This window comes from Corynebacterium pilosum DSM 20521 = CIP 103422, assembly GCF_000373805.1.
Taxonomy (GTDB): domain Bacteria; phylum Actinomycetota; class Actinomycetes; order Mycobacteriales; family Mycobacteriaceae; genus Corynebacterium; species Corynebacterium pilosum.
Window position 1 is genome coordinate 70019 of record NZ_KB892467.1, and the last position, 20040, is coordinate 90058.

At 61.3% G+C, this 20040-nt stretch carries 18 protein-coding genes and 3 tRNA genes; 7 read left to right on the forward strand and 14 right to left on the reverse strand.

Annotated features, from left to right (window positions below):
* The first annotated feature begins 12 nt into the window (after nucleotides 1–12).
* A complete protein-coding gene (locus B097_RS0108765) occupies nucleotides 13–2601 on the forward strand; it encodes a LuxR C-terminal-related transcriptional regulator (protein ID WP_018582157.1) in 2589 nt (862 codons plus the stop codon).
* Nucleotides 2602–2629: 28 nt separating this feature from the next.
* On the opposite strand, the gene catC is transcribed toward B097_RS0108765, so the two are convergent.
* The 3 genes from catC to B097_RS0108780 are packed head-to-tail and all read right to left on the reverse strand — an operon-like array spanning nucleotide 2630 to nucleotide 4337.
* Nucleotides 2630–2920, reverse strand: a complete 291-nt coding sequence (catC, locus tag B097_RS0108770) for a muconolactone Delta-isomerase (RefSeq protein WP_018582158.1) — start codon at nucleotides 2918–2920, stop codon at nucleotides 2630–2632.
* A gap of 26 nt (nucleotides 2921–2946) precedes the next feature.
* On the reverse strand, nucleotides 2947–3594 hold the full coding sequence (locus B097_RS0108775) for a 3-oxoacid CoA-transferase subunit B (protein ID WP_026254413.1): 648 nt from the start codon (nucleotides 3592–3594) through the stop codon (nucleotides 2947–2949).
* Nucleotides 3594–4337, reverse strand: coding sequence for a CoA transferase subunit A (locus B097_RS0108780; protein WP_018582160.1), 744 nt, complete (start codon nucleotides 4335–4337; stop codon nucleotides 3594–3596). Before B097_RS0108780 ends, B097_RS0108775 begins: the two co-directional genes overlap by 1 nt.
* A 140-nt stretch (nucleotides 4338–4477) precedes the next feature.
* Here B097_RS0108780 and B097_RS0108785 point away from each other — a divergent pair, with 140 nt between their 5' ends.
* The 3 genes from B097_RS0108785 to pcaD are packed head-to-tail and all read left to right on the forward strand — an operon-like array spanning nucleotide 4478 to nucleotide 7247.
* Nucleotides 4478–5260, forward strand: a complete 783-nt coding sequence (locus tag B097_RS0108785) for an IclR family transcriptional regulator domain-containing protein (protein ID WP_026254414.1) — start codon at nucleotides 4478–4480, stop codon at nucleotides 5258–5260.
* Complete coding sequence (locus B097_RS0108790; protein WP_018582162.1) at nucleotides 5257–6477, forward strand: acetyl-CoA C-acetyltransferase; 1221 nt, start codon at nucleotides 5257–5259, stop codon at nucleotides 6475–6477. The genes B097_RS0108785 and B097_RS0108790 overlap by 4 nt, the downstream gene beginning before the upstream one ends.
* Nucleotides 6478–6482: 5 nt before the next feature.
* The gene (pcaD, locus tag B097_RS0108795) at nucleotides 6483–7247 is read left to right on the forward strand and encodes a 3-oxoadipate enol-lactonase (protein WP_018582163.1); all 765 of its coding nucleotides are present in this window, start codon (nucleotides 6483–6485) and stop codon (nucleotides 7245–7247) included.
* 73 nt (nucleotides 7248–7320) lie between these two features.
* On the opposite strand, the gene B097_RS0108800 is transcribed toward pcaD, so the two are convergent.
* The 7 genes from B097_RS0108800 to B097_RS0108830 form a co-directional block, all read right to left on the reverse strand.
* Entirely contained in the window at nucleotides 7321–8754 is a 1434-nt protein-coding gene (locus B097_RS0108800) for an MFS transporter (protein ID WP_051078022.1), read from the reverse strand.
* A 181-nt stretch (nucleotides 8755–8935) separates the two neighbouring features.
* Nucleotides 8936–9556 carry an ATP-dependent Clp protease proteolytic subunit gene (locus B097_RS0108805; RefSeq protein WP_018582165.1) on the reverse strand — a complete coding sequence of 207 codons (621 nt, stop codon included), beginning with the start codon at nucleotides 9554–9556 and terminating at the stop codon, nucleotides 8936–8938.
* Nucleotides 9557–9579: 23 nt separating this feature from the next.
* Nucleotides 9580–10179, reverse strand: a complete 600-nt coding sequence (locus B097_RS0108810) for an ATP-dependent Clp protease proteolytic subunit (RefSeq protein WP_018582166.1) — start codon at nucleotides 10177–10179, stop codon at nucleotides 9580–9582.
* Between the two features lie 196 nt (nucleotides 10180–10375).
* Nucleotides 10376–11761, reverse strand: coding sequence for a trigger factor (gene tig, locus B097_RS0108815; protein WP_018582167.1), 1386 nt, complete (start codon nucleotides 11759–11761; stop codon nucleotides 10376–10378).
* A gap of 69 nt (nucleotides 11762–11830) precedes the next feature.
* Nucleotides 11831–11904 (reverse strand) — tRNA-Pro (locus B097_RS0108820).
* A 159-nt stretch (nucleotides 11905–12063) separates the two neighbouring features.
* Nucleotides 12064–12137: transfer RNA gene (locus tag B097_RS0108825), tRNA-Pro, on the reverse strand.
* Between the two features lie 114 nt (nucleotides 12138–12251).
* A tRNA-Gly gene (locus B097_RS0108830) sits at nucleotides 12252–12326 on the reverse strand.
* Between the two features lie 157 nt (nucleotides 12327–12483).
* Between B097_RS0108830 and B097_RS0108835 the strand changes: the two genes are divergently transcribed.
* Nucleotides 12484–13275, forward strand: a complete 792-nt coding sequence (locus B097_RS0108835; protein ID WP_018582168.1) for a hypothetical protein — start codon at nucleotides 12484–12486, stop codon at nucleotides 13273–13275.
* Here the strand turns inward: B097_RS0108835 and B097_RS12770 are convergent.
* The 4 genes from B097_RS12770 to B097_RS0108855 are packed head-to-tail and all read right to left on the reverse strand — an operon-like array spanning nucleotide 13272 to nucleotide 17081.
* Nucleotides 13272–14069 (reverse strand): glycosyltransferase family 2 protein, encoded by a 798-nt coding sequence (locus B097_RS12770; RefSeq protein ID WP_018582169.1) that lies wholly within the window; start codon nucleotides 14067–14069, stop codon nucleotides 13272–13274. The two genes, B097_RS0108835 and B097_RS12770, sit on opposite strands and share 4 nt — an antisense overlap.
* Nucleotides 14054–15022: a glycosyltransferase gene (locus tag B097_RS0108845; protein ID WP_018582170.1), complete on the reverse strand. Its 969-nt coding sequence runs from the start codon at nucleotides 15020–15022 to the stop codon at nucleotides 14054–14056. Before B097_RS0108845 ends, B097_RS12770 begins: the two co-directional genes overlap by 16 nt.
* Entirely contained in the window at nucleotides 15019–16083 is a 1065-nt protein-coding gene (locus B097_RS0108850) for a glycosyltransferase family 4 protein (RefSeq protein ID WP_018582171.1), read from the reverse strand. The genes B097_RS0108845 and B097_RS0108850 overlap by 4 nt, the downstream gene beginning before the upstream one ends.
* Nucleotides 16080–17081, reverse strand: coding sequence for a glycosyltransferase family protein (locus B097_RS0108855; RefSeq protein WP_237559341.1), 1002 nt, complete (start codon nucleotides 17079–17081; stop codon nucleotides 16080–16082). The genes B097_RS0108850 and B097_RS0108855 overlap by 4 nt, the downstream gene beginning before the upstream one ends.
* A gap of 103 nt (nucleotides 17082–17184) precedes the next feature.
* Here B097_RS0108855 and B097_RS0108860 point away from each other — a divergent pair, with 103 nt between their 5' ends.
* Entirely contained in the window at nucleotides 17185–18042 is an 858-nt protein-coding gene (locus B097_RS0108860; protein ID WP_018582173.1) for a WcbI family polysaccharide biosynthesis putative acetyltransferase, read from the forward strand.
* Entirely contained in the window at nucleotides 18042–20033 is a 1992-nt protein-coding gene (locus tag B097_RS12775; RefSeq protein WP_018582174.1) for a glycosyltransferase, read from the forward strand. The genes B097_RS0108860 and B097_RS12775 overlap by 1 nt, the downstream gene beginning before the upstream one ends.
* Nucleotides 20034–20040: the final 7 nt, after the last annotated feature.

The window sequence follows — 20040 nt, forward strand, 5'->3', positions numbered from 1 at the left end:
TAGGATTTGAAAATGGCTTTTTCCGCACGGTATGAGTCCAGGAAAATCTTCAGGCACGTCTCAGCGCTCGCGCCTGGGGCAAGCTCCGTTATCTCCTTATCGGGAGCGGACGCGCACTCTGCCGTGGACAGTGTCATTCGAGAGCTGGAGGCGTGGAAAGTATTCCGCGTCTCTGCACTTCCCTGGCGTGCGGACGATTCCGGCTGGCTGTTGCGCACCTTTCGCGACAAAGCAGGTGTCGACGAGCTGAGCGAACTCGACCAGCCGCATTCCCGCGTAGCGCTGATCGTCGACAAGGCACAGTGGGCCGATGCTGTCTCGCTCCATGCCCTCGTCGAATGGAGTCAAAGCCTGTCCCAAGCGACGGGGGTTGTGTTGGGCGCGACGGATCTTTCTGATATCAATGAGGATTTTCATACCGTCGCCGATTTTCGGATCAACCTTCCTCCGCTGCGGATCAGCGATATCGCAACGATGGCCGTAACGTACCGGGCCGTCCACCTCAACCCGGATGTCTGCGCCCGCTTTTTGCAGGTGACAAATGGCGATCCCAGTCTGGTGCGCGATCTGCTGGATTCAGCGTCGGAGGACCATTGGCGCAGTAACCACCCCTACGTGCCCGTGCCTCGCCGCTGGCGCACGGCTTTCGAAGGCCGGACACAGGGCGACGAGCAGCTGCTCGCAGCAGCCCAAGCCGCCACCATTACATCCAATTATGAAGCTTTAGTCGCCCTACTAGGAGGCGGCGAGGGAATCTCGGCTGCAATTAAAAGCGGAATCTTGCAGTCGGTGCCGCAAGGCCGCGGCCGCGTCATCGTCTTTGCCCACTCCACTGACCTGGCGGTGGCGCGTTCCGAGGCACCCCCAGCAATCATTCGTCAACTACATGCCAAGGCGAGCACCTGGTTTGACCAGTACGGTAAACACACCGAAGCGCTGCTCCACCGCGCGCAGAGTATCGATGAAAACAACGACGAGCTCGCCCGACAAATGATCACGCACGGCGCTGAGCTCGCTAGTAGCGGAGACTGGCGCCAAGCCTATGCCGTGTTTCACCGTGCGTCGCTCATAGCCCACAGCGCGGAACTAGAGAATCAAGCAAATCTGAACGCCATCGAGTCTCTCATTTCTGATTCCGATATTCCTCAGGCCAACCAGCATGTGCAACAACTGACAAGCCTGAACCCCAGCGCCCACGTTGATTCCATCCGCGGCTACTTATCCCTTCACCAGGGGCATCGCACAGACGCATCCATGCTGATTAATCGTTCGTGGTCTGAGCTTGATCAGGCTTCAAGTGTGGACCCAAAGCTGCGTACCCGCGCGGCAAGCCGCCAGGTGTTATTGAGTTTGTGCGAATGGCAACCCTCTGAGGTGGTCAATTGGGCGCGCACTACAACGCACTGGGCGTTGCCCGAATCGCCCCTCCAGTCCGAGGCGCACTATATCTCCTTGATTGGCGAAGCCGCATGTACTGGTGAGATCCCGGATCTCACTCCCCTGCCCTGGGAAACGGAGACGATGGCGCAGCGCCGCCATATGGCCGCGGGCTGGATCTACCTGGTCCACGACAACCCATTCGCCGCGCGGCAACACCTATCCATGGATGCTCATGGCAAGGGATCCGAACGCATCGCCGCGTGGATGGACGCGTGGCGGGCACGCTCCTACCTGCTCATGGGCGACCTGGTGAATGCGGAGAAGGCCGTGGAGAAAGGCTTAGCGCGTTGCGAACGCTACGGCATCAGTTTCCTCGAACCGCTTCTGCTGTGGAGCGCCAGCGTGGTCGCGGGACTACGTGGCGATTGGAACATGGCGTCCTTGTACAGCCAGCAGGTCACCCTGAGCAACGACGCTTTTCCCATCCAGCAGATTCCTTCGGCGATGGCCCGGCTCTACATCGCCTATTCGCAGGGCGATTCGGCAGCCATGCAGCGCGCCGGCACATTTTTGACGCAGTTGAACGCCACGGTGGATACGTCGCAGCCGGGGTTTTGGCCCTGGCGTGATATTTGGCTGTCACACCTGATCAGTAGCGGGCAATTAGATGAGGCAGAAAAGACCATCGAAGAGTCAAAGGTACGGTTAGAGCCATCGTCGGTTGTGTCTGCCCGCGCGAAATTGCGAATGTCCCAGGCACGTCTCGCGCTCGCCCACGGGCAGCAAAAGAAGGGCTTGCAGCTTTTCGACGAATCCTTAGACATGATCGAAACGCTGTCCCTGCCCTTGTATTCTTCACGCGTTCTTTTCGATTATGGGCAAGCATTGCGCCGGCTTGGCAAGAGGAAGCTTGCCGACGATCTCCTCGCCCGCGCCAGCGAGTACTTCCAGGCGATGGGCGCAGACAATATGGTTGCCCGCTGCGGACGTGAACGCCGCGCCGGCGGTCTTGGATCTCGGGTGCCTTCAGAGCACGGCTTGACACCTCAAGAAAAGGAGATCGCCTCACTAGTGGCGCAGGGTAACTCTAATAATGACGTAGCCGCTGCTCTCTTCTTGTCGCCGAAAACTGTCGAGTACCACCTGACGCGGGTGTACCGGAAGCTCGGGGTGCGTAACCGTGCAGAACTGGGGAACGAATTACGCCACCTAGATCTCTAATCGATCCAGGTGGCGTAGCGGGGTGTGTTTAGTACGCGCAGGCATCGGTCCAGTTCGGGTGCTCTGCAAGAGGTGTGACCTTGATCTTCATGTACTTAAACATGGGGAATCCTTGGAACACTTTGTGCAGCTCGTCGTTGTTCTCTACGTCGTAGATGGAGTAGTTTGCGTACTCTCCTACTACTCGCCAGATTCCCTTCATGGTTCCTGCAGCCTGCAGGTTGCCGGAGTATTCTTTTTCCCGGGCTTGGTAATCTGCGACCTCGTCCGGGGTCAGATTATCTGGAAAGTTTACGTCCATGCGTGCCAGAAACAGCATCGAAAATCCTCTCTTTCGGTGGTGGGTTATGCAACGCCGTCGGCGATTGCGAATGGGGCTTCCGTTACCTCGCGTACCGAATCAACGCTTTCGCCTTCGGCCACCTCGACGAGTGTCAGACCGGCTTTGGCGTCGACGCTGAACACGGCGTAGTTGGTCACGATCAGGTCCACGCACTTTGCTCCGGTGAGGGGCAGCTTGCACTCGGTGAGTACCTTACTGTCGCCCTTCTTGGTCACGTGGTCCATCATCAAAATGATCTTCTTCGCGCCGTGAACTAAGTCCATGGCGCCGCCCATTCCCTTTACCATCTTGCCTGGGATCATCCAGTTAGCAAGGTCACCGAACTGGGATACTTCCATGGCTCCGAGGACGGCCACGTCGATCGCGCGTGACCGAATCATGCCGAAGGATTGGGAGGAGGAGAAGAAGGAGGCACCAGGTGCCGCCGTGATGGTTTCCTTGCCCGCGTTGATGAGTTCGGGATCAACCTCATCGTCAGCGGGGTACGGCCCGACGCCGAGGATGCCGTTTTCGGAGTGCAGCACCACTTCGAGGCCGTCCGGAAGGAATCCAGGGATCAGGGTCGGCATTCCGATGCCGAGGTTGACGTACTGGCCATTTTCCAACTCTTGCGCAACACGCGCGGCCATTTGATCACGAGTCCAGCTCATTATTTACTCACCGTCCGATTCTCAATACCAGTTTCTTGTTGACCGACCTCAACCACGCGATCGACATAGATTCCAGGCAGGTCGATCTCATGGGGCGGCAGCTCGTCGACAAGCTCTTCCGCCTGCACGATGGTGATCTTGCCGCTCATCGCCGCATCCGGGTTGAAGTTCTGCGCCGTCTTGGAAAAAACGAGGTTTCCGTAGCGGTCGGCCTTTGCTGCATGCACGAATGCGAAGTCCGCGCGGATTCCTTCTTCCATCACGTAGACCTCACCGTTGAATTCACGGGTCTCTTTTGGTGTGGAGTATTCGGCGATGGTGCCGTCTGCGTTGTAACGGGTGGGGATACCGCCGTCGGCAAGCTGCGTGCCCACGCCTGCCTTGGTGTAGAACGCGGGGATGCCCGCGCCCCCGGCGCGCAGTCGCTCAGCGAGCGTTCCCTGTGGAGTGAATTCCACGGTCAGTTCGCCGCTGAGGTATTGACGTGCGTATTCCTTGTTGGATCCGATATAGGAACCGATGGAACGCGCGATGCGCTTGTCTTTGAGCAGGAGCCCAAGACCGAAACCGTCGGTGCCAAGGTTGTTGGAAATGATTGTTAAGGATCCGGCGCCGTTCGCGCGCAGGGCATCGATGAGACGCGCTGGGATCCCAACGAGGCCGAAGCCGCCGACCGCGATCGATGCGCCGTCAGCGATGTCTGCCACCGCCTCTTCTGCTGAGTTCACTGTTTTATCGAGCATGACTCAAACCTACACTTTGTTCACTTATTGCACAAGGGTTCACCTAGTGAACTATTTGATGTATATTGTGAAGTGTGAGACCGTTCGAATTTCTCGTACCCATCTCGCACTCTTCACCTCAAAGGATGTAAGGAAACACCTTGACCACAGCACCGCATATTCAATCGTTAACCCGGGGACTCGCCGTCATTCGTACTTTCGGCGCCGATCGGCCGCGACAAACGCTTGCCCAGGTTGCTGAGGCCACAGGACTCGCACGAGCAACCGCGCGCAGATTCCTTCACACTTTGGTTGGCGCAGGATACGCGGACACCGACGGATCACTTTTCTGGCTCACACCCAAAACGCTTGAACTCGGCTACTCCTACCTCTCATCGCTGGGGCTTCCGGAAATCGCGCAGCCACACCTGGAAAAACTGTCCCGAGCAGTAGACGAATCCTGTTCACTGTCAATTCTTGATGATCACGACGTGGTCTATATCGGCCGCGTGCCAGTACGACGCATCATGGCGGTGTCCATCACCATTGGAACCCGCTTCCCCGCCTACGCCACATCAATGGGGCGCGTCCTCCTTGCCGGTCAAACGGCCGCACAGATCGACGAATACTTGGACACCGTCGCGCTCACTCCCCTAACACCGGTGACCAAAGTGTCGAAGAGCCAACTGATCGATGAGTTGGCAGCAGTGAAAAAGCAGGGCTATGCGCTGGTTGACCAAGAACTGGAGCTGGGGTTGCGTTCCGTCGCGGCCCCGGTACGCGATAGCACCGGTGCCACCATCGCCGCGGTGAATATCTCCACACCTGCAGCAGCGCACAGCCCAGAATTTGTCGTCGAGAAGTTCCTCCCCAGCCTCACGACCGCGTGCGAGGAAATTTCCGCCGATGTTCAAGAAGCGAAACTAGAAAGGCTCTACCCATGAATGCACCCACAGATATTGTCCTGTGCCACCCCAAACGCACCCCTGTCGGCAGGTATGGCGGAAAACTTGCAGACGTACCCGTCCAAGACTTGGCAGCCACCGTCGTCAAGGCAGTACTCGACGAATCCGGTCTTGACCCTGCCGACATCGATGACGTGATTTTAGGCCAGGCATCACCGAATGGTGCGGCACCTGCACTTGGCCGCATCGTCGCGCTTGATGCCGGGCTTGGCATCTCCGTGCCCGGCATGCAGCTTGATCGTCGTTGCGGCTCCGGCCTGCAAGCAGTAGCCACCGCGGCTGCGCACATCGCAGCAGGCGCCGCGGATCTGATTATCGCCGGCGGCGCGGAATCCATGTCGCGAACCGAGTACACCGTCGATGCGGATATCCGCTGGGGCAAAAAGGGCGGCAACATGGTGTTGCGCGACCGTCTTGCCGAAGCCCGCGAGACCGCCGGCGGCAAGAACCACCCCATCTCTGGCGGCATGATCGAAACCGCTGAAAACCTGCGCCGCGACTACTCCATCGACCGGGATAGCCAGGATGAGATGGCGTATCACTCCCACAAGCGTGCAGCGCAAGCCCAAGAAGAGGGGCTTTTCGACGCAGAAATCGTTCCAGTCGAGGTCCCCCAGCGCAAGGGTGACCCCATCGTCGTGGACCAAGATGAGCACATCCGCCCTGAAACCACGACAGAATCCCTGGCACGTCTTCGCCCCATCATGGGCCGCCAAGACGACGAGGCTACGGTCACCGCTGGTAATGCGTCAGGCCAAAACGATGGCGCAGCAGCGATGGTCGTCACCACTCGTCGCAAAGCAGAAGAACTTGGCCTCACGCCCATGGTGACTCTCAAGGGCTGGGCAGTCGCAGGTGTCGCCCCAGAGACGATGGGTATCGGCCCAGTCAACGCTACCGCGAAGCTCTTCGACCGCCTCGGCCTTACCTTCGAGGATATTGACCTCATTGAGCTGAATGAGGCCTTCGCCGCCCAAGCGCTGGCATGCCTCAAAGAATGGAACATTTCTGCCGACGATCCCCGACTCAACCCCCATGGTTCAGGGATTTCTCTCGGCCACCCAGTAGGTGCCACAGGTGCGCGCATGCTCGTCACCGCATCCCACCGCCTCGCTCGTACGGACGCACACCGCGCACTGGTCACCATGTGCATCGGCGGCGGACAGGGCCTAGCAGCCGTTATCGAAAAGGAGTAAACCTCATGACCACGCTGACCTACACCGAACACGGCAACAAAGACGCCTCATCTACCATCGTGTTTCTTGGTTCCATCGCATCGACCACCGACATGTGGGCCCCGCAGTTCGAGGCTTTTGCTGATACCCACCGCATGATCGCGATCAACCACCGCGGTCACGGCGGTTCCGATGTCGCCGAAGTTGATCCAGGCACAACGACGATGGCCGAGCTTGCCGACGACGTCCTGCGCACCCTCGACAACCTGGATGTTGACCAGTTCACCGTTGTCGGCTTGTCGCTCGGTGGCGCAATCGCACAATATCTCGCAGCGACATCGCCACGGGTCACCAAGGCTGTGTTCTGCTGCACCGCGGCATACTTTGGCGGTCCGGACAAGTGGGTACCACGCGCCGACCTCACCCGCACGGAAGGCCTCACCCCGATGGTCGATGCAGTGGTCGGGCTCTGGTTCACCTCAGAATTCGCGGAAAGCAATCCGTCCGTAGTCGAGGCTGCTCGCGACATGATCCTCAGCACCCAAGGCGAAGGCTACGCACAGTGCTCAGACGCTTTAGCACAGTGGGATTTCAAGGACTCCTTGTCCCAGATCACCTGCCCGGTTCTGACCATTGCCGGTGATGATGACCTGTCTACCCCACCGGCGACCGTGGCACAGATCGGCGACGGCGCGGCGGGATCGTCGACAAGCGTTGTTGTTCCCGGCGCACATGTGCCGACGCTGGAATCGCCAGACGAATTCAACCAGGCGCTGCAGGCATTTATTTAAGCTCCGGTACCAACGAAAAGGGCTTCCCCTCCAAGAAAGATCCTTGGAGGGGAAGCCCTTAGTCTGTGCGGAATTAAGCCGCGCCGACTGGCTTCTTGTCCTTCGGCTGCTCGACGGGATCAGTGGAAACAACGACCTCTGCCTCAGCCGGCGAGCGTGGGATCATCGCGGTAAGAATCGCACCCAGAGCGGTAGCGCCCGCGAAGATGTAGAAAGCATAGGCAGGGCCCAGGTTCGCGCTCAAGATGAGACCACCAGCAAGCGGCCCGACGATTCCACCGAGGCGTCCAAATCCTGCGCACCAGGCCACGCCTGCTGCGCGTGATGCAGTGGAGAAGTAGTTTGCTGTCAGGCCGTAAGTCAGCACCTGGGTGCCCAGGACGCCAAGGCCTGCAAGCATGATGGGAATGTACATCGGGGCAACGGTGTCGAACTGCGGGAGCAAGGCCAGCATGACAGCGGCCAACGCGAACGTCACTGTGATCACGGTCTTTGCGCCAATCCTGTCAGCAACCCATGATGCAAACAGGCCGCCGATCACCGCGCCGCCATTGAGAGCGAGCAGCGAGTACAGCGAGTCATGCTGCGATGCACCGTTGGACTGCATGATCTTCGGCAGCCAGGTGTTCAGGCCGTAGGTTGCCAACAGGCCGATGAAGCTCATGAAGCCGATCAGGATGGTGCCAGGCAGGAAGGAACGCGAGAAGATGCCAGCGAAACCAGTCTTCTTAACATCAGGGTTGGTGTGCGGAGCGACGGTGTCTGCCGCAGGCCGTGCAGGCGATGCGGGCGCGGTAGCGAACTGTTCAACAGGCAGACCGTACTTTTCGCACACCTGGCGGGCCTTGTCCAGCTCGCCACGGGACACCAGCCAGCGAGGCGATTCAGGAAGGGCGACCAGTGCTAGTGGAAGGAGGAACACCAGCGGGGCCCCACCGATCATGAACAGTCCACGCCAGCCGATCTGATCTTCCAACAGCAGCGCTAGAACGGAGGCCATAACACCGCCGGCGGGAACACCCGAGTACACGATCGCATTGAAGAAATTCTTCCGGTTCGCCGGGGCAAATTCAGCAATGATGGCTCCACCCATGGCCACGATGACGCCCACACCCAAGCCGGTGATGAAGCGGAGCAAGCCGAACATGAAAACAGACGTGGCAAGAGCGGTCACGATCATGCCAACAGAGAACCAGATCAGCGCAACGATGAATACTTTTCGGCGCCCAAGGCGGTCGCCGACCGCCCCAGAAGATAGCGCGCCGATAAGAACGCCGATCATTGCATAGGAGCCCAGCGACCCGGCAACAGCAGGAGACAAGGGGCCGATGTGGGACGGGTCTTCCAGCAAGGTGGAGAGGACAGCTCCGTAGATAACGAGGTCATAGCCGTCGAAGAGAATGGCACAGCCGACGATGACGAGGATGAGATAAACGGTTCGCCGGTGTGCCGCGGATGCCCAGGTATTGTCCCGGGCCCCTTTCGGCTGGTTCAACACAGCTGGCATTGTGATCTCCTTCACAAAATGGGTGGAAATGAGGTTCATCACATTCAACCGCGAATCCGCTGTGTCGAAATCAGGGAAAGGCCTAAGAAGATCCTAGGGGGACAGCGGTCGCGTACCGCACGCACCCATAAATGCAGAATGCCCCCTTCCGATGGAAGGGGGCGAGAAAGCTGCGTTCCGCTTAGCCGTTCAGCTTGCGGTAGTCGAAGACCTGGTCGATGATGCCGTACTCGACTGCTTCCTCGGCGGTGAGGATCTTGTCGCGGTCGGTATCGATACGAACCTGCTCGGCGGTACGGCCGGAGTGGCGTGCCAGGGTCTCCTCCATGAGTCGACGCATGCGCTCGATCTCAGCAGCCTGGATTTCCAGGTCAGAGACCTGGCCCTGGGTGCCCTGGGTGGCTGGCTGGTGGATCAGGATGCGCGAGTTAGGCAGAGCAGCACGCTTGCCTGGCGCACCAGCTGCGAGTAGCACTGCTGCTGCGGATGCGGCCTGGCCCAGGCAGACGGTCTGCACGTCGGGGCGAACGTACTGCATGGTGTCGTAGATTGCCATCAACGAGGTGAAGGAACCACCTGGGGAGTTGATGTACATGGTGATGTCGCGGTCTGGGTCCTGGGATTCCAGGACGAGCAGCTGCGCCATGATGTCGTTCGCGGAGGTGTCGTCGACCTGGGTACCCAGGAAGATGATGCGCTCTTCGAAAAGTTTCGAATAAGGGTTGGTTTCTTTCGTCCCATAGCTGGACTGCTCGACGAAGCTCGGCAGAACATAGCGGGACTGTGGCATCTGGAAAGTCATAAGTGAAAGTCTCCTTCTAGTTCTTAGTTGCTGATCGAGCGGTCGGCGTGCTCAATAACATGGTCGACGATGCCGTATTCCTTGGCTTCCTGTGCCGTGAACCAGCGGTCGCGGTCAGAGTCCTTCGTAATCTGCTCAAAGGTCTGGCCCGTGTGCTCAGCAATCAGCTCGGCCATTTCACGCTTGGTTTGTGCGAACTGCTCTGCCTGAATTGCGATGTCGGCCGCGGTACCGCCAACACCAGCGGATGGCTGGTGCATCATGATGCGTGCGTGTGGCAGTGCGTAGCGCTTGCCCTTGGTGCCGCCGGACAGTAGGAACTGGCCCATGGAGGCTGCCAGGCCCATGCCGTAGGTGCGGATATCGCACGGCGAGTACTTCATCGTGTCATAAATCGCCATACCCGCGGAGACGGAGCCGCCTGGCGAGTTAATGTACAGCGAGATGTCGCGGGACGGGTCCTCTGCGGTGAGCAGCAGGATCTGGGCGCAGATCTTGTTGGCGATCTCGTCGTCAACCTGCTGGCCGAGGAAAATAATGCGCTCGCGCAGCAAGCGATCGTAGACGGAATCGCCCAGATTCATGCCCGCGCCAGGCGCTGTCATGGTGACCTTATCGTTCATAATCGTCGAAACTCCTGTTTATTTCAGTATGGTTATCGCGTTAGCCCCACTGTACTAGCGATATCGTCGAAACCCCGCACCTGTTCGCTTACAGCGTAGAGGTGCTTCGAACGCGCTGCCGGAACGCCCGCATTGCTTGTCGACGAGCGCCAAAGGGGCCCTCCACACGTTGGTGAAGGGCCCCTACAGTGAGAAATTACTTGTCGTCAGACTCGGTCTCGGTGGACTCAGTGGACTCTGCCTCTGCATCCTCGTCATCCTCGAGGTCGCCGAAGTAGATGTCTGGGTCGATCTCATTGCCCTCATCGTCCTTGACGGAGGTGCGTGCGATCGCCGCTGCCAGCGCCTTACCGCGGCGCACGTCGGCGAACAGGTTAGCGATCTGGCCGGACTGCTGCAGCTGGCCCACGAACTGGTTCGGGTCCATGCCGTAGGACTGTGCGGTGAACAGAATGTGGTCGGTCAGCTCCTGCTGAGAGACCTCAGGCTCCTCTTCCTCTGCGACAGCGTCGAGGAACAGCTGGGTGCGCACGGACTCTTCAGCCTGCTCGCGGGACTGCTTGTCGAACTCTTCGCGGGTGGTGCCCTGTGCTTCAAGCAGCTGTGCCAGTGCGTTCTCGTCGTGAGCCATCTGGCCTAGCAGCTGGTGCAGCTGGTTGTGCACCTGGTCCTCGACGACGGACTCTGGAAGCGCAAACTCGGACTCGGCAAGTGCTGCCTTCAAGACTTCGTCGCGGATGTCCGCTGCCTGCTGTGCCTTCTTGGACTCTTCCAGCTGGCTCTTGGTGCTCTCGCGCAGTTCCTCTGCGGTGTCGAACTCGGATGCCATCTGTGCGAACTCGTCGTCAAACTCAGGCAGCTTGCGCTCCTTGGTCTGCTGGACGTGCACCTTGACGGTGGCTTCCTTGCCCTTGTGCTCACCGAACTGCATTTCGGCGGTGAACTCGTTGTCCTCACCGGTCTTCATGCCGCGCAGTGCCGTGTCCAGGCCCTTGATCAGGTCGTCGTCGCCGATCTGGTAGCTCAGGCCCTCAGCGGTTGCCTCGTCGACCTTCTCGCCGTCGACCTCTGCCTCGATGTCGATGATGGCGAAGTCGCCCGTCTTCATCTTGCGCTTGGTGTCCTTGAGCTCACCGAAGCGCTCGCGCAGCTTGTCGATCTCTTCGTCCAGTGCCTCGTCGTCCACCTTGATGGCTGGGACCTCGACGGAGATCTTGGAGAAGTCTGGAACCGTGATCTCTGGGCGAACGTCGACCTCAGCGGTGAATTCAACGAACTCGTTGTCTTCGATCTTGGTGATTTCGATCTGTGGCTGGTTGATGGCCTTGATGTCATTGTCGACGCAGGCCTTCTCGTAACGGGTTGGCAGCATGTCGTTGACAACCTGCTCCAAGATCGGGCCGCGGCCGAAGCGCGCGTCGATCAGCTGGCGTGGTGCCTTGCCCTTACGGAAGCCTGGAATGGTGACCTGCTGAGCGATCGACGCGTAAGCCTGATCGATTTCCGGTCCGAGTTCCTCGAAGGGAACGTTGACGGTCAGCTTGACACGAGTGTCGCTGAGCTTATCGACGGTAGTCTGCACGAGTAACTCTCCTGGATTCGTTGTAAATGGATAGTAAGTTTTTAGGGCCGTGTACTTCCACGACCTTCGTCGGGGCGACAGGATTTGAACCTGCGACCCCCTGCTCCCAAAGCAGGTGCGCTACCAAACTGCGCCACGCCCCGTACGGATTCTTTTGTTGAAACGTACTTGGCCGAGTGTACCCAACCCTATTTTTGGGGCTTACACTTGGGTCGCCCAAGCTTGCGCAGCCATGCACAGCACTGAACCAAGAAACAAAAAGAAAGGGCCTGCCGATCGTCGGCAAGCCCATTCTTAACACGTCGGGGCGACAGGATTTGAACCTGCGACCCCCTGCTCCCAAAGCAGGTGCGCTACCAAACTGCGCCACGCCCCGTGTCCTTGAAGTACATTACACAAGGTTTGCGCAACCACCAATTCGCCAGCTCAGAGGGGGTTAAACCGAACAAATGGAAACGGCCCGGCTTGATGTTCAAGCCGGGCCGTACTTTGGAGGGAATGACGGGAATCGAACCCGCGTCTTCAGCTTGGAAGGCTGAGGTATTAGCCACTATACGACATTCCCACTGCACCACTGCTGCGTTAATGCTAGCTCTGTTGCGCCCATCAGTTTAACCCACCTCCCCGGTTTCAGACAAAACGGGAACAAAATCGACGGCTCGGCCGTTAGGCAAAGTAGTTAGATAACCTGCCCCCGACACAAATATTCAAGGTAGACAAACATGGAACTCCTCCTTCTCATCGCCATCGCTGGTGGCGTTATCTGGTTCATCAGTTCACGCAACGATAAGAAGAAGCAGCAGGAAGTTGAAGCCGCCCAGTTCGAGGACGCAGTGGCCGATGCTCGCCGCTGGGTAGACCGCCTGGGCTCCCAGGTGCTCAACATTTCTGGCGAAGACGCGGCCTCCACCCAGGCCATGGCGGACGCCTCCGAGCGCTACAACGCAGCAGCCTCTGCACTATCGACGGCGTCGACCGCGAAGCAGGCGCAGCTGGCGCGTGAATCCGCTCTGGAAGGCATGCACTATGTCAACGCGGCACGCGAGATCATGGGCATGACACCCGGCCCGCAGCTGCCTGAGCTGGAGGGTCAGCGCTTGGCGGGCAAGGTGACGGAGCGCCGCACCATCCGACAGGAAGACGGCACCACGTTGACCGCCTCCCCGGTTGCTACCGACGAAACCCCGAACTACTACCCCGGTGGCAACGTTGCCGGCCGCCCGGTCCCAGCTGGCTGGTACTCGGCAGCATGGTGGGCACCTGCAATGATGACCGGGATGTGGACCGCGTCGTCGATGATGATGTTCTCCGCAATGTTTGCCGGCATGGCAGGCACCCCGTCGGCAGAGCAGTTCGCAGCCGGTGACATGGGTGGAGACATGGGCGGCGATATGGGCGACGCCGGTGACATGGGTGGAGACATAGGCGATGCCGGCGATATGGGCGGTGATTTCGGCGGAGGCGACTTTGGTGGTGACTTCGGTGGCTTCGATTTCGGCGGGTTCGACTTCTAGCCCCTAGCCCTGCCCGTCTTCTTCCAGCGGCCGCCCTCGAAAGTAACGAGGCCGGCCGCTTCAAATTTGTCCAACCAACCGCCCATCGGCCACCAGCCCCAGATCTCATGAAAGCGGGTGGCATTGGCCACGATGTCCTGCAGGTGCTCAATCGGGGGATCCGACACTGGGTGCCATTGGTGGTACGCGTGCGCACCACCCACCCACAGCAGGACAATCCCTGCCCGCTTCAAGTGCTGGCCGAAGTCCGTATCCTCCCCGCCGTAGCCCGTATACCCTTCGTCGAAACCGCCGAATGTCGCCCGAATCTTCTCCCACGTCCCTGCGGTCACTGCAAAAGAGAGTGACCAGAACAGTTCGTACCGGTCCGCCTTCAGGATCTCCCCGGCCTGCGGGTTCGGGCGCGCCGGATGCGGCTGGGGGTTGTTCGTGCGGATCTCCCCTTCCGGCAAATAGGTCACAGGCCCCGCCAGCACTGCCTCCGGATGCTGGCGTGCGGCCTCCACGTATCTGGACAGGAGGCGATCGCCGGGCAAGCAGTCTGCGTCGAGGAAGACAATCACTTCCGCGCCACGGCGCGCCGCCTCGTCGCCACCACGGTTGCGTGCTGCGGCCAAGTTCGCGGACCCAGCATCGATGATCTCGCTACCAGGCAACGCCCGCCGGAGGAGTTCATCGTCGCCAAGCGCGACAACAATATGCCCAACACCTGCAGGGATCAGCTCGGCTTGGCGCCTGACGTGGTCGAGCCTGGCAGCGTTGGCAAGCGTGACGACGATTACTGCCGCGCACATCGCTGCCCCACCTCCTCAATCACTCGCGCTGCCCGGCGCGCCGCGCCTTCGCACTGCCACCTCTCCCACCGGATCGGCCGTTGTTGGGCGCGTTGGATTAGGGCGGGCCAGCTTTCGGGAGCAGGGAACGTGTCGACGACCACGGCAAGGCCTTCCTCATCCAACACCTGTGCGGTGGCGTGTTGTTCGTCGAAGGGGCGGTGTTGCGGGATGATGATCGCCGGAGTGTTGGTGACGGCCAAGTCCGCGATGGAGTTTTGCCCGGCCGCGGCCACCACTACCCCAGCTGTTTGCAGGTGCGGGGTGGGGTCCTCGACGAAGTTGGTGGCCCCAAGGAACTCGAATGTGTAGTCGGGGCAGGCCCGTTGCACGGCCTCCCAGGTCGCAGCATCCCAGTCGTTGCCGCCAGCACCGGCGAGCACCACGACGCGGTGTGGGTCGCGGTCGATCCCGGTCTCAGGCCGCAGCCGGGATATGCCACCGACTGGGTGCAGGGCTTCCGCGTGGGGTGCAAGGTGTGGTGGCGTTGTCACCCAGTCCGGCCATGCCGCCAGGATGGCTTCGGCCTGCGCATACCCCAGTTGGTGTGGGATATCGTCGCGCATCCCTGGCATGGCGAGCGTAATCACGGGCACACCCATGAGGCGCACGAATACTGCGACCTCTACGGATACGTCGATATAAAACGCCTCCGGGCGGTGGGTGTTGATCCAGTCGGCGATGGTCGTCATCCGTTCCCGCAGCCCAGCGTGGTGGTAGGGGGCGTAGTGCAGCGTTTCACCAGCGTTTAGTTCGGGGTGCTCGCGAATGTTCGCGCCGGCGTCGTCGGCAAGCGTGATATCTGCACCGGGCCTGCTGGAGAGGATCTGCGCAGGCCCGGAAAGAGCTTCTTGGATGCTGCGGCACCGGCGGAGGTGGCCGCTTCCTTGGTGGTGGGCGTAGAGACCGATCATTGGACTTTCACCTCGCGGTAGAGCTGGATATAACGGGTGGCGGTGGCGTGCAGCGAAAAATTGGCGCGGACCCACGCGGCGACGTGGTGCCGGTCGATGCGCGCGGCGATGCGGATCGCGCCGGCCAGTGCGTCTACGTTGCCTGATGTGGCAAGGGAGACGGGTGCGTCGCGGAGCAATTCGCCCAAGCCTCCGCGGTCGAAGGCGGCCACTGGGGTTCCGCAGGCCATGGCCTCGAATGCGACAAGGCCGAAGGGTTCGTCCCACTGCGGGGTAACCACGCACACGCTGCACGATGCCACCAGCCGGTGCAGGCGGAGGTGTTCAAGTTCGCCAACAAAGGTGGCGTTATAAGCCTTGAGCCGTGGCGCCACCATCGTGTCGAAGTAGTGGCGATCGCCATTGCGGCCCGCCACGACCACCGGAACTCCCGCGGCGTGGCAGGCGTCCAGGGCCAGGTGCGGTGCTTTTTCGGGCACGAGCCGCCCGAACCAAATCGCGGGCCCACCCCCACAGCCCGGCCGCCACGCATGCGTGTCTACCCCGTTGGGGATCACATGGATCGGCCCAGGAGTATCCCACTCCGCGGCCGTGCTGCGACTGACCGCCGCGAACCTGCCGGCCTGGGAACCAGCGGCATCGATCGCGGCCTGCATCTCCGGCAACTGCGGGGTGTGGAAGGTGGTGACCAGCGGCAGCGGGGCACCTCCGGGCAACAGAAGCCCCGGGTTGAGACTGTTGTTATGCACCACGTCATAGTCACGCTGAGCCAGGTGCTCGCGCAGCGCGGCGTAGGCTGCGTCTTCGCGTTCTTTCGCACCAGGCGGGTAGCCGGTGTCGGAGGCCCAATACTGATCGCGGCCCCAGTGCACCGCGGGCAGTTCGAAAGAGGGCTCGTTGCCGTGAGAGCCACGCGCGGCGTACAGGTCCACGCTGTGCCCTAGGCTGCGCAGCGCCACAGTGAGGGTATGGCAGAATGCCTCCAGCCCGCCGGTGAAGGGCTCGCGGATCGGGTAACGCGCAGGCGCCACCAGCGCGATACGCAAGGCTGGACCGGTCACGCGGATACCACCTCTTTATAGATCGCGGCGTGTGCGGCCCGGATGCGTTCCAGCTGCTCCTCGCGGTCGCCGACATAAGGGTGCGGGGCATCGTCGGCAAGCGTGCGTACTGCCTGGGCAGCGGCTGCACCGTCGCCGGCGGGATAGGTGGCGATGGCATCGGGCGAATCGGCCTGGTCGGCGTAGCAGCCGATGTCGGGTACGGCCACGCCAACGCCTAGGTCGCGGCACATCTCCAGCCACCCGGAATGGGTCCCACGCAGGTAGGGCAGGACCACCGCGGTGCACCCTCCGACGGCGTTATACAAGGTGTCGTCATCCATCGGGGCGTGCGCGATCACGTCCACGCCGCGGGCGGCCAGTGCGTCGCGGAAATCCTGCGTCGCCGGCTCGTCATGGATATAGATAGCGGTACCCACCTGCGCCAATGCGACATAGAACGCAGGATCCTTCACCACGTTAGAGCGCAGCGACTTCAGAAAGACCCCAGGGCGCGTGGGCACGGCGTTAACGGCCTCCTTTTCCTCGCGCGTGACGACGAGCGGGTGGGGAATCACCGTGACGTCCACCGGCGCGCCAACCAACTCCTGGATGCGCGTGCGGGCGTGATCGGTCAGGGTGATCACGGCATTGGCTCCGCGCACGAGAAGGCGGATGCGCTCGTGGTGTTCTGCCTGGTCCGCAGGATCCGCCAGGTGTGGGTTGTCGATATCGTGCACGGTGACCACCAGCGCCACTCCGCTCTTATGGATCGCGCGGATCAGCCGGTCGATCTTTGTGGGATTTTGGTGCTCAAAACCGAAGTGAATGTGAGAAACATCGACCTCAGCGCCGCCGTCCCACCACTGCGCCTCAAGCGCGGGGTGCGGCCACCACGCACCATTGATATCGGGGTCCGGTTCGAAGGTCACGTTGTCTGGCTTGATGGCGCGCGTGTACACGTGACCGGCTGGAATGGACAGCACGCGGTAGCGCTCTTCTTCTGCCACAGTGGCCACCTCCTTCACATCGTTGAACACAGAGGAAACATAAGCCGCAACGCAACTATACGCGCTTTTAGGCAAACTAGCTGCTGATATAAGCGCTGCTATATTTGTTCCCATGAGTGTTGATCGGCCCTATGTCACCGTCGTCGGCAACTGCCAGGCGGAATCCCTGCGCAAGCTGCTCCATTCCACAGGCGCGATCGATTCCCGGCGTATACCTCCCGTCCACGAGGTCGGCCCTGACGAGATGCCGGCGCTTATCGACGAACTCTCCCGCACCGACGTGCTGGTCTCCCAACCGATCAGGGCTGATTACCGTGGACTCCCTCTGGGGACAGCGCAATTAACAGCATTCCTGCCCGCCCACGCGCAGACCGTGATTGTTCCCGTGCTGCGCTTCGACGGGCTCATGCCCTACCAGGCGATCATCCGCGATCCTGCCGATCCCTCCCTCAACCCGCCAGTGATCCCCTACCATGACCTGCGGATTCTCTGCGGTGTCGCCCAGGACCTGGGCCGCCCGGTGACGGCCACCCCCAGCACAGAGGCCCTACGCCGCACCGCCGCCATATCGATCGAACAGATGCGCACGCGCGAGCAAGCACACGGCACGGTCCCTATGTCCGACTACCTGGCCACTACTCCGGTGTGGCACACCATCAACCACCCCGATAACGCCACCTTGAGCGAGCTCGCGCTCCGCGCCGCCGCCCGCTTCCTAGGAGAGATGGAGGTCCACGCCCCCGACTATGAAATGTTGGGAGAGACGGATGCGCCCATCGACCAGTCCGCAGCCGCCGCCCTCAACGTGGAGGTGCCGGGACGGGAGCAGTGGACTTTCCGCGGGGAGGTTATCAGTGGTGAGGAAATCGTCGATAAGCACTGGGAGTTCTATCGCGACCGGCCTGGCCTTGTCGCAGCGGGTTTGGCACGCCACGCCGACCGGATCGCCGCGCTGGGGTTGATGGACTGATGCCCACTCACCTGATCGTCGGCCCCACCAACCATGGGGTGACGGCATACGCGTTGTCGCTGGCAGAGGCGGTCGGCGCCGAATCAGTCGTGCGCGAAACCGAACTGACAGACGCGGAACTTCCACCGGGCCCGGTGCATGTCACGTTCACCGATCACCTCTTCGGCCCTGATCCCGATTCGGCCGTGGAGCGCCTGCTCGCGCGGACAGGTACGCGGCCGCTCAGCGTCAGCTTCCACGACGTGCCCCAGCCGGAAGAGGGCGCGCAGCGCTTTGAGCGTCGCGCGCGTGCTTATCGACGGCTGGCCGCCCACGCCTGGGTTGCCGTGGTGAATTCGCAGCATGAGGCCGCCTTCTTTGATTCCGTGCACGTGATTCCTCTGCCCATCCCCACAGTCCGCAGCGACTATGACCCCGAACCAGACACAGTGGGCATCCTGGGCTATCTTTACCCGGGCAAAGGTCACGAGGACGTGATCGAGCAGCTTGTCGGAAGCGGGTATCGCCTCCGCTTTCTGGGGCAGGTCTCCGCAGGCCACGAACAGTGGGCCGAGGCTTTATGCGCCCGCGCAGACGAGCTCGGCGTTGACGTGGAGATCACCGGTTGGCTTGACGACGAAGAACTCGCCCGCGAGATGGGCCGCATCGAGATCCCTGTGTGCGCCCACCGCCACTTCTCAGCCTCCGGGTCCCTGATGACGTGGCTCGGCGCAGGGCGGCATGTGTTGGTCAATGACAGTTCTTATGCGCGTGAGATCGCCACACATTACGACGAGCACATCACCCTTGTGCCTCGCGACCACTGGCGTGAAGCCATCGACAACGCCACCCCCGCCCCACCGATCAAGCCGCGGCCTCACGGCTGGGCCGAAGTCGCCCGCATGTGGCAGCGCCTCTGGTATCCGCCCGTCAGCGTGGTGATCCCTCACTACAACGACCACGAGGTCCTTGCCCGCACCCTCGAATCGGTGCGTGCCCAGGACTACCCAGGCCCTGTGGAGATTGTGGTGGCAGATGACGGCTCCCCCACACCGCCAGAGATTGATGATGCCATCGTGGTGACCCAACCCGATGAGGGTTTCCGCGCCGCAGCAGCCCGCAACTTAGGCGCCGCAGCCGCCAGCGGAAACCTCCTCGCTTTTGTCGACGCAGACACCATCCTGGAACCCGACTATCTCCGCCACGCCACCGCCTGCATTGCAGGCCAGCCGCGCGGGGTGGTCGTCGGCACGCGCACCACCGGGCCAGACCGGACCGAACCCGAGTGGCTGCGCCGCGCTTGGGCCGACACCGATGACCTGGCGCGCGCCGACGATACTTCCTGGCGCTTCATCATCAGCGCCGTGCTCACCTGCGACCGCACCTTCTTCACCGACATCGGCGGCTTCGACGCCTCCCTGGTCGGCTACGGCGGCGAGGACTGGGAGTTCGGCTACCGCGCATGGAACGCCGGCGCCACCTTCATCCACTCCCCGCACGCCCGCGCCCACCACCCACAACCCGATTGGGGCGCGCGTCACGACGACCCCCTCGCCGCCGCAGCTGAAAAGAATGCTGAGTCCATTGCGCTGGCCACCCGCATCACGCACCCCATCGCACGGCCCGCGGGCGTGATTTTTGAGCGCACCGACATCGTGGTGCGTATCCGGGGTAAGTGGGGCCCGGGCGTGAGTGAGGCGGTCATCGCCTCATGGTTGAAACTGGGAGACGCGGCAGTGGTCGTCGAAAAGCCGCCAGAGTTATTTGCCCAAGATCCCCGCGTGCGCACCCAGGCCGACCCGGCGCGCATCGAGGTCGTACTCGAGCGGGCCATTGCACCGACCGATGCGCTGCTGCCGGCGCTGCGTGCTCACGGGCATGTCACTGCGCCGGGGTTGGTGGCCTCGACGGCGCGTGCCCGGGCGCTGGGCACGCAGGCCACGGCGGTCAATGGTGTCTGTACCCCCGTCGAGGGTCCGATTCGTTTGGAGCGGTTGTTCGCCGGATGGTGAGCAATAT

Excerpts from the sequence above, each read along its gene's own strand:
- B097_RS0108765 (WP_018582157.1), top strand. The coding sequence starts at position 13 with ATGGCTTTTTCCGCACGGTATGAGTCCAGGAAAATCTTCAGGCACGTC.
- B097_RS0108800 (WP_051078022.1), bottom strand. The coding sequence starts at position 8,754 with ATGCCAGCTGTGTTGAACCAGCCGAAAGGGGCCCGGGACAATACCTGG.
- B097_RS0108835 (WP_018582168.1), top strand. The coding sequence starts at position 12,484 with ATGGAACTCCTCCTTCTCATCGCCATCGCTGGTGGCGTTATCTGGTTC.
- B097_RS0108780 (WP_018582160.1), bottom strand. The coding sequence starts at position 4,337 with ATGCTCGATAAAACAGTGAACTCAGCAGAAGAGGCGGTGGCAGACATC.
- catC (WP_018582158.1), bottom strand. The coding sequence starts at position 2,920 with ATGCTGTTTCTGGCACGCATGGACGTAAACTTTCCAGATAATCTGACC.
- B097_RS0108805 (WP_018582165.1), bottom strand. The coding sequence starts at position 9,556 with ATGACTTTCCAGATGCCACAGTCCCGCTATGTTCTGCCGAGCTTCGTC.
- B097_RS12770 (WP_018582169.1), bottom strand. The coding sequence starts at position 14,069 with ATGTGCGCGGCAGTAATCGTCGTCACGCTTGCCAACGCTGCCAGGCTC.
- pcaD (WP_018582163.1), top strand. The coding sequence starts at position 6,483 with ATGACCACGCTGACCTACACCGAACACGGCAACAAAGACGCCTCATCT.
- B097_RS12775 (WP_018582174.1), top strand. The coding sequence starts at position 18,042 with ATGCCCACTCACCTGATCGTCGGCCCCACCAACCATGGGGTGACGGCA.
- B097_RS0108845 (WP_018582170.1), bottom strand. The coding sequence starts at position 15,022 with ATGATCGGTCTCTACGCCCACCACCAAGGAAGCGGCCACCTCCGCCGG.
- B097_RS0108860 (WP_018582173.1), top strand. The coding sequence starts at position 17,185 with ATGAGTGTTGATCGGCCCTATGTCACCGTCGTCGGCAACTGCCAGGCG.
- B097_RS0108810 (WP_018582166.1), bottom strand. The coding sequence starts at position 10,179 with ATGAACGATAAGGTCACCATGACAGCGCCTGGCGCGGGCATGAATCTG.
- B097_RS0108775 (WP_026254413.1), bottom strand. The coding sequence starts at position 3,594 with ATGAGCTGGACTCGTGATCAAATGGCCGCGCGTGTTGCGCAAGAGTTG.
- B097_RS0108790 (WP_018582162.1), top strand. The coding sequence starts at position 5,257 with ATGAATGCACCCACAGATATTGTCCTGTGCCACCCCAAACGCACCCCT.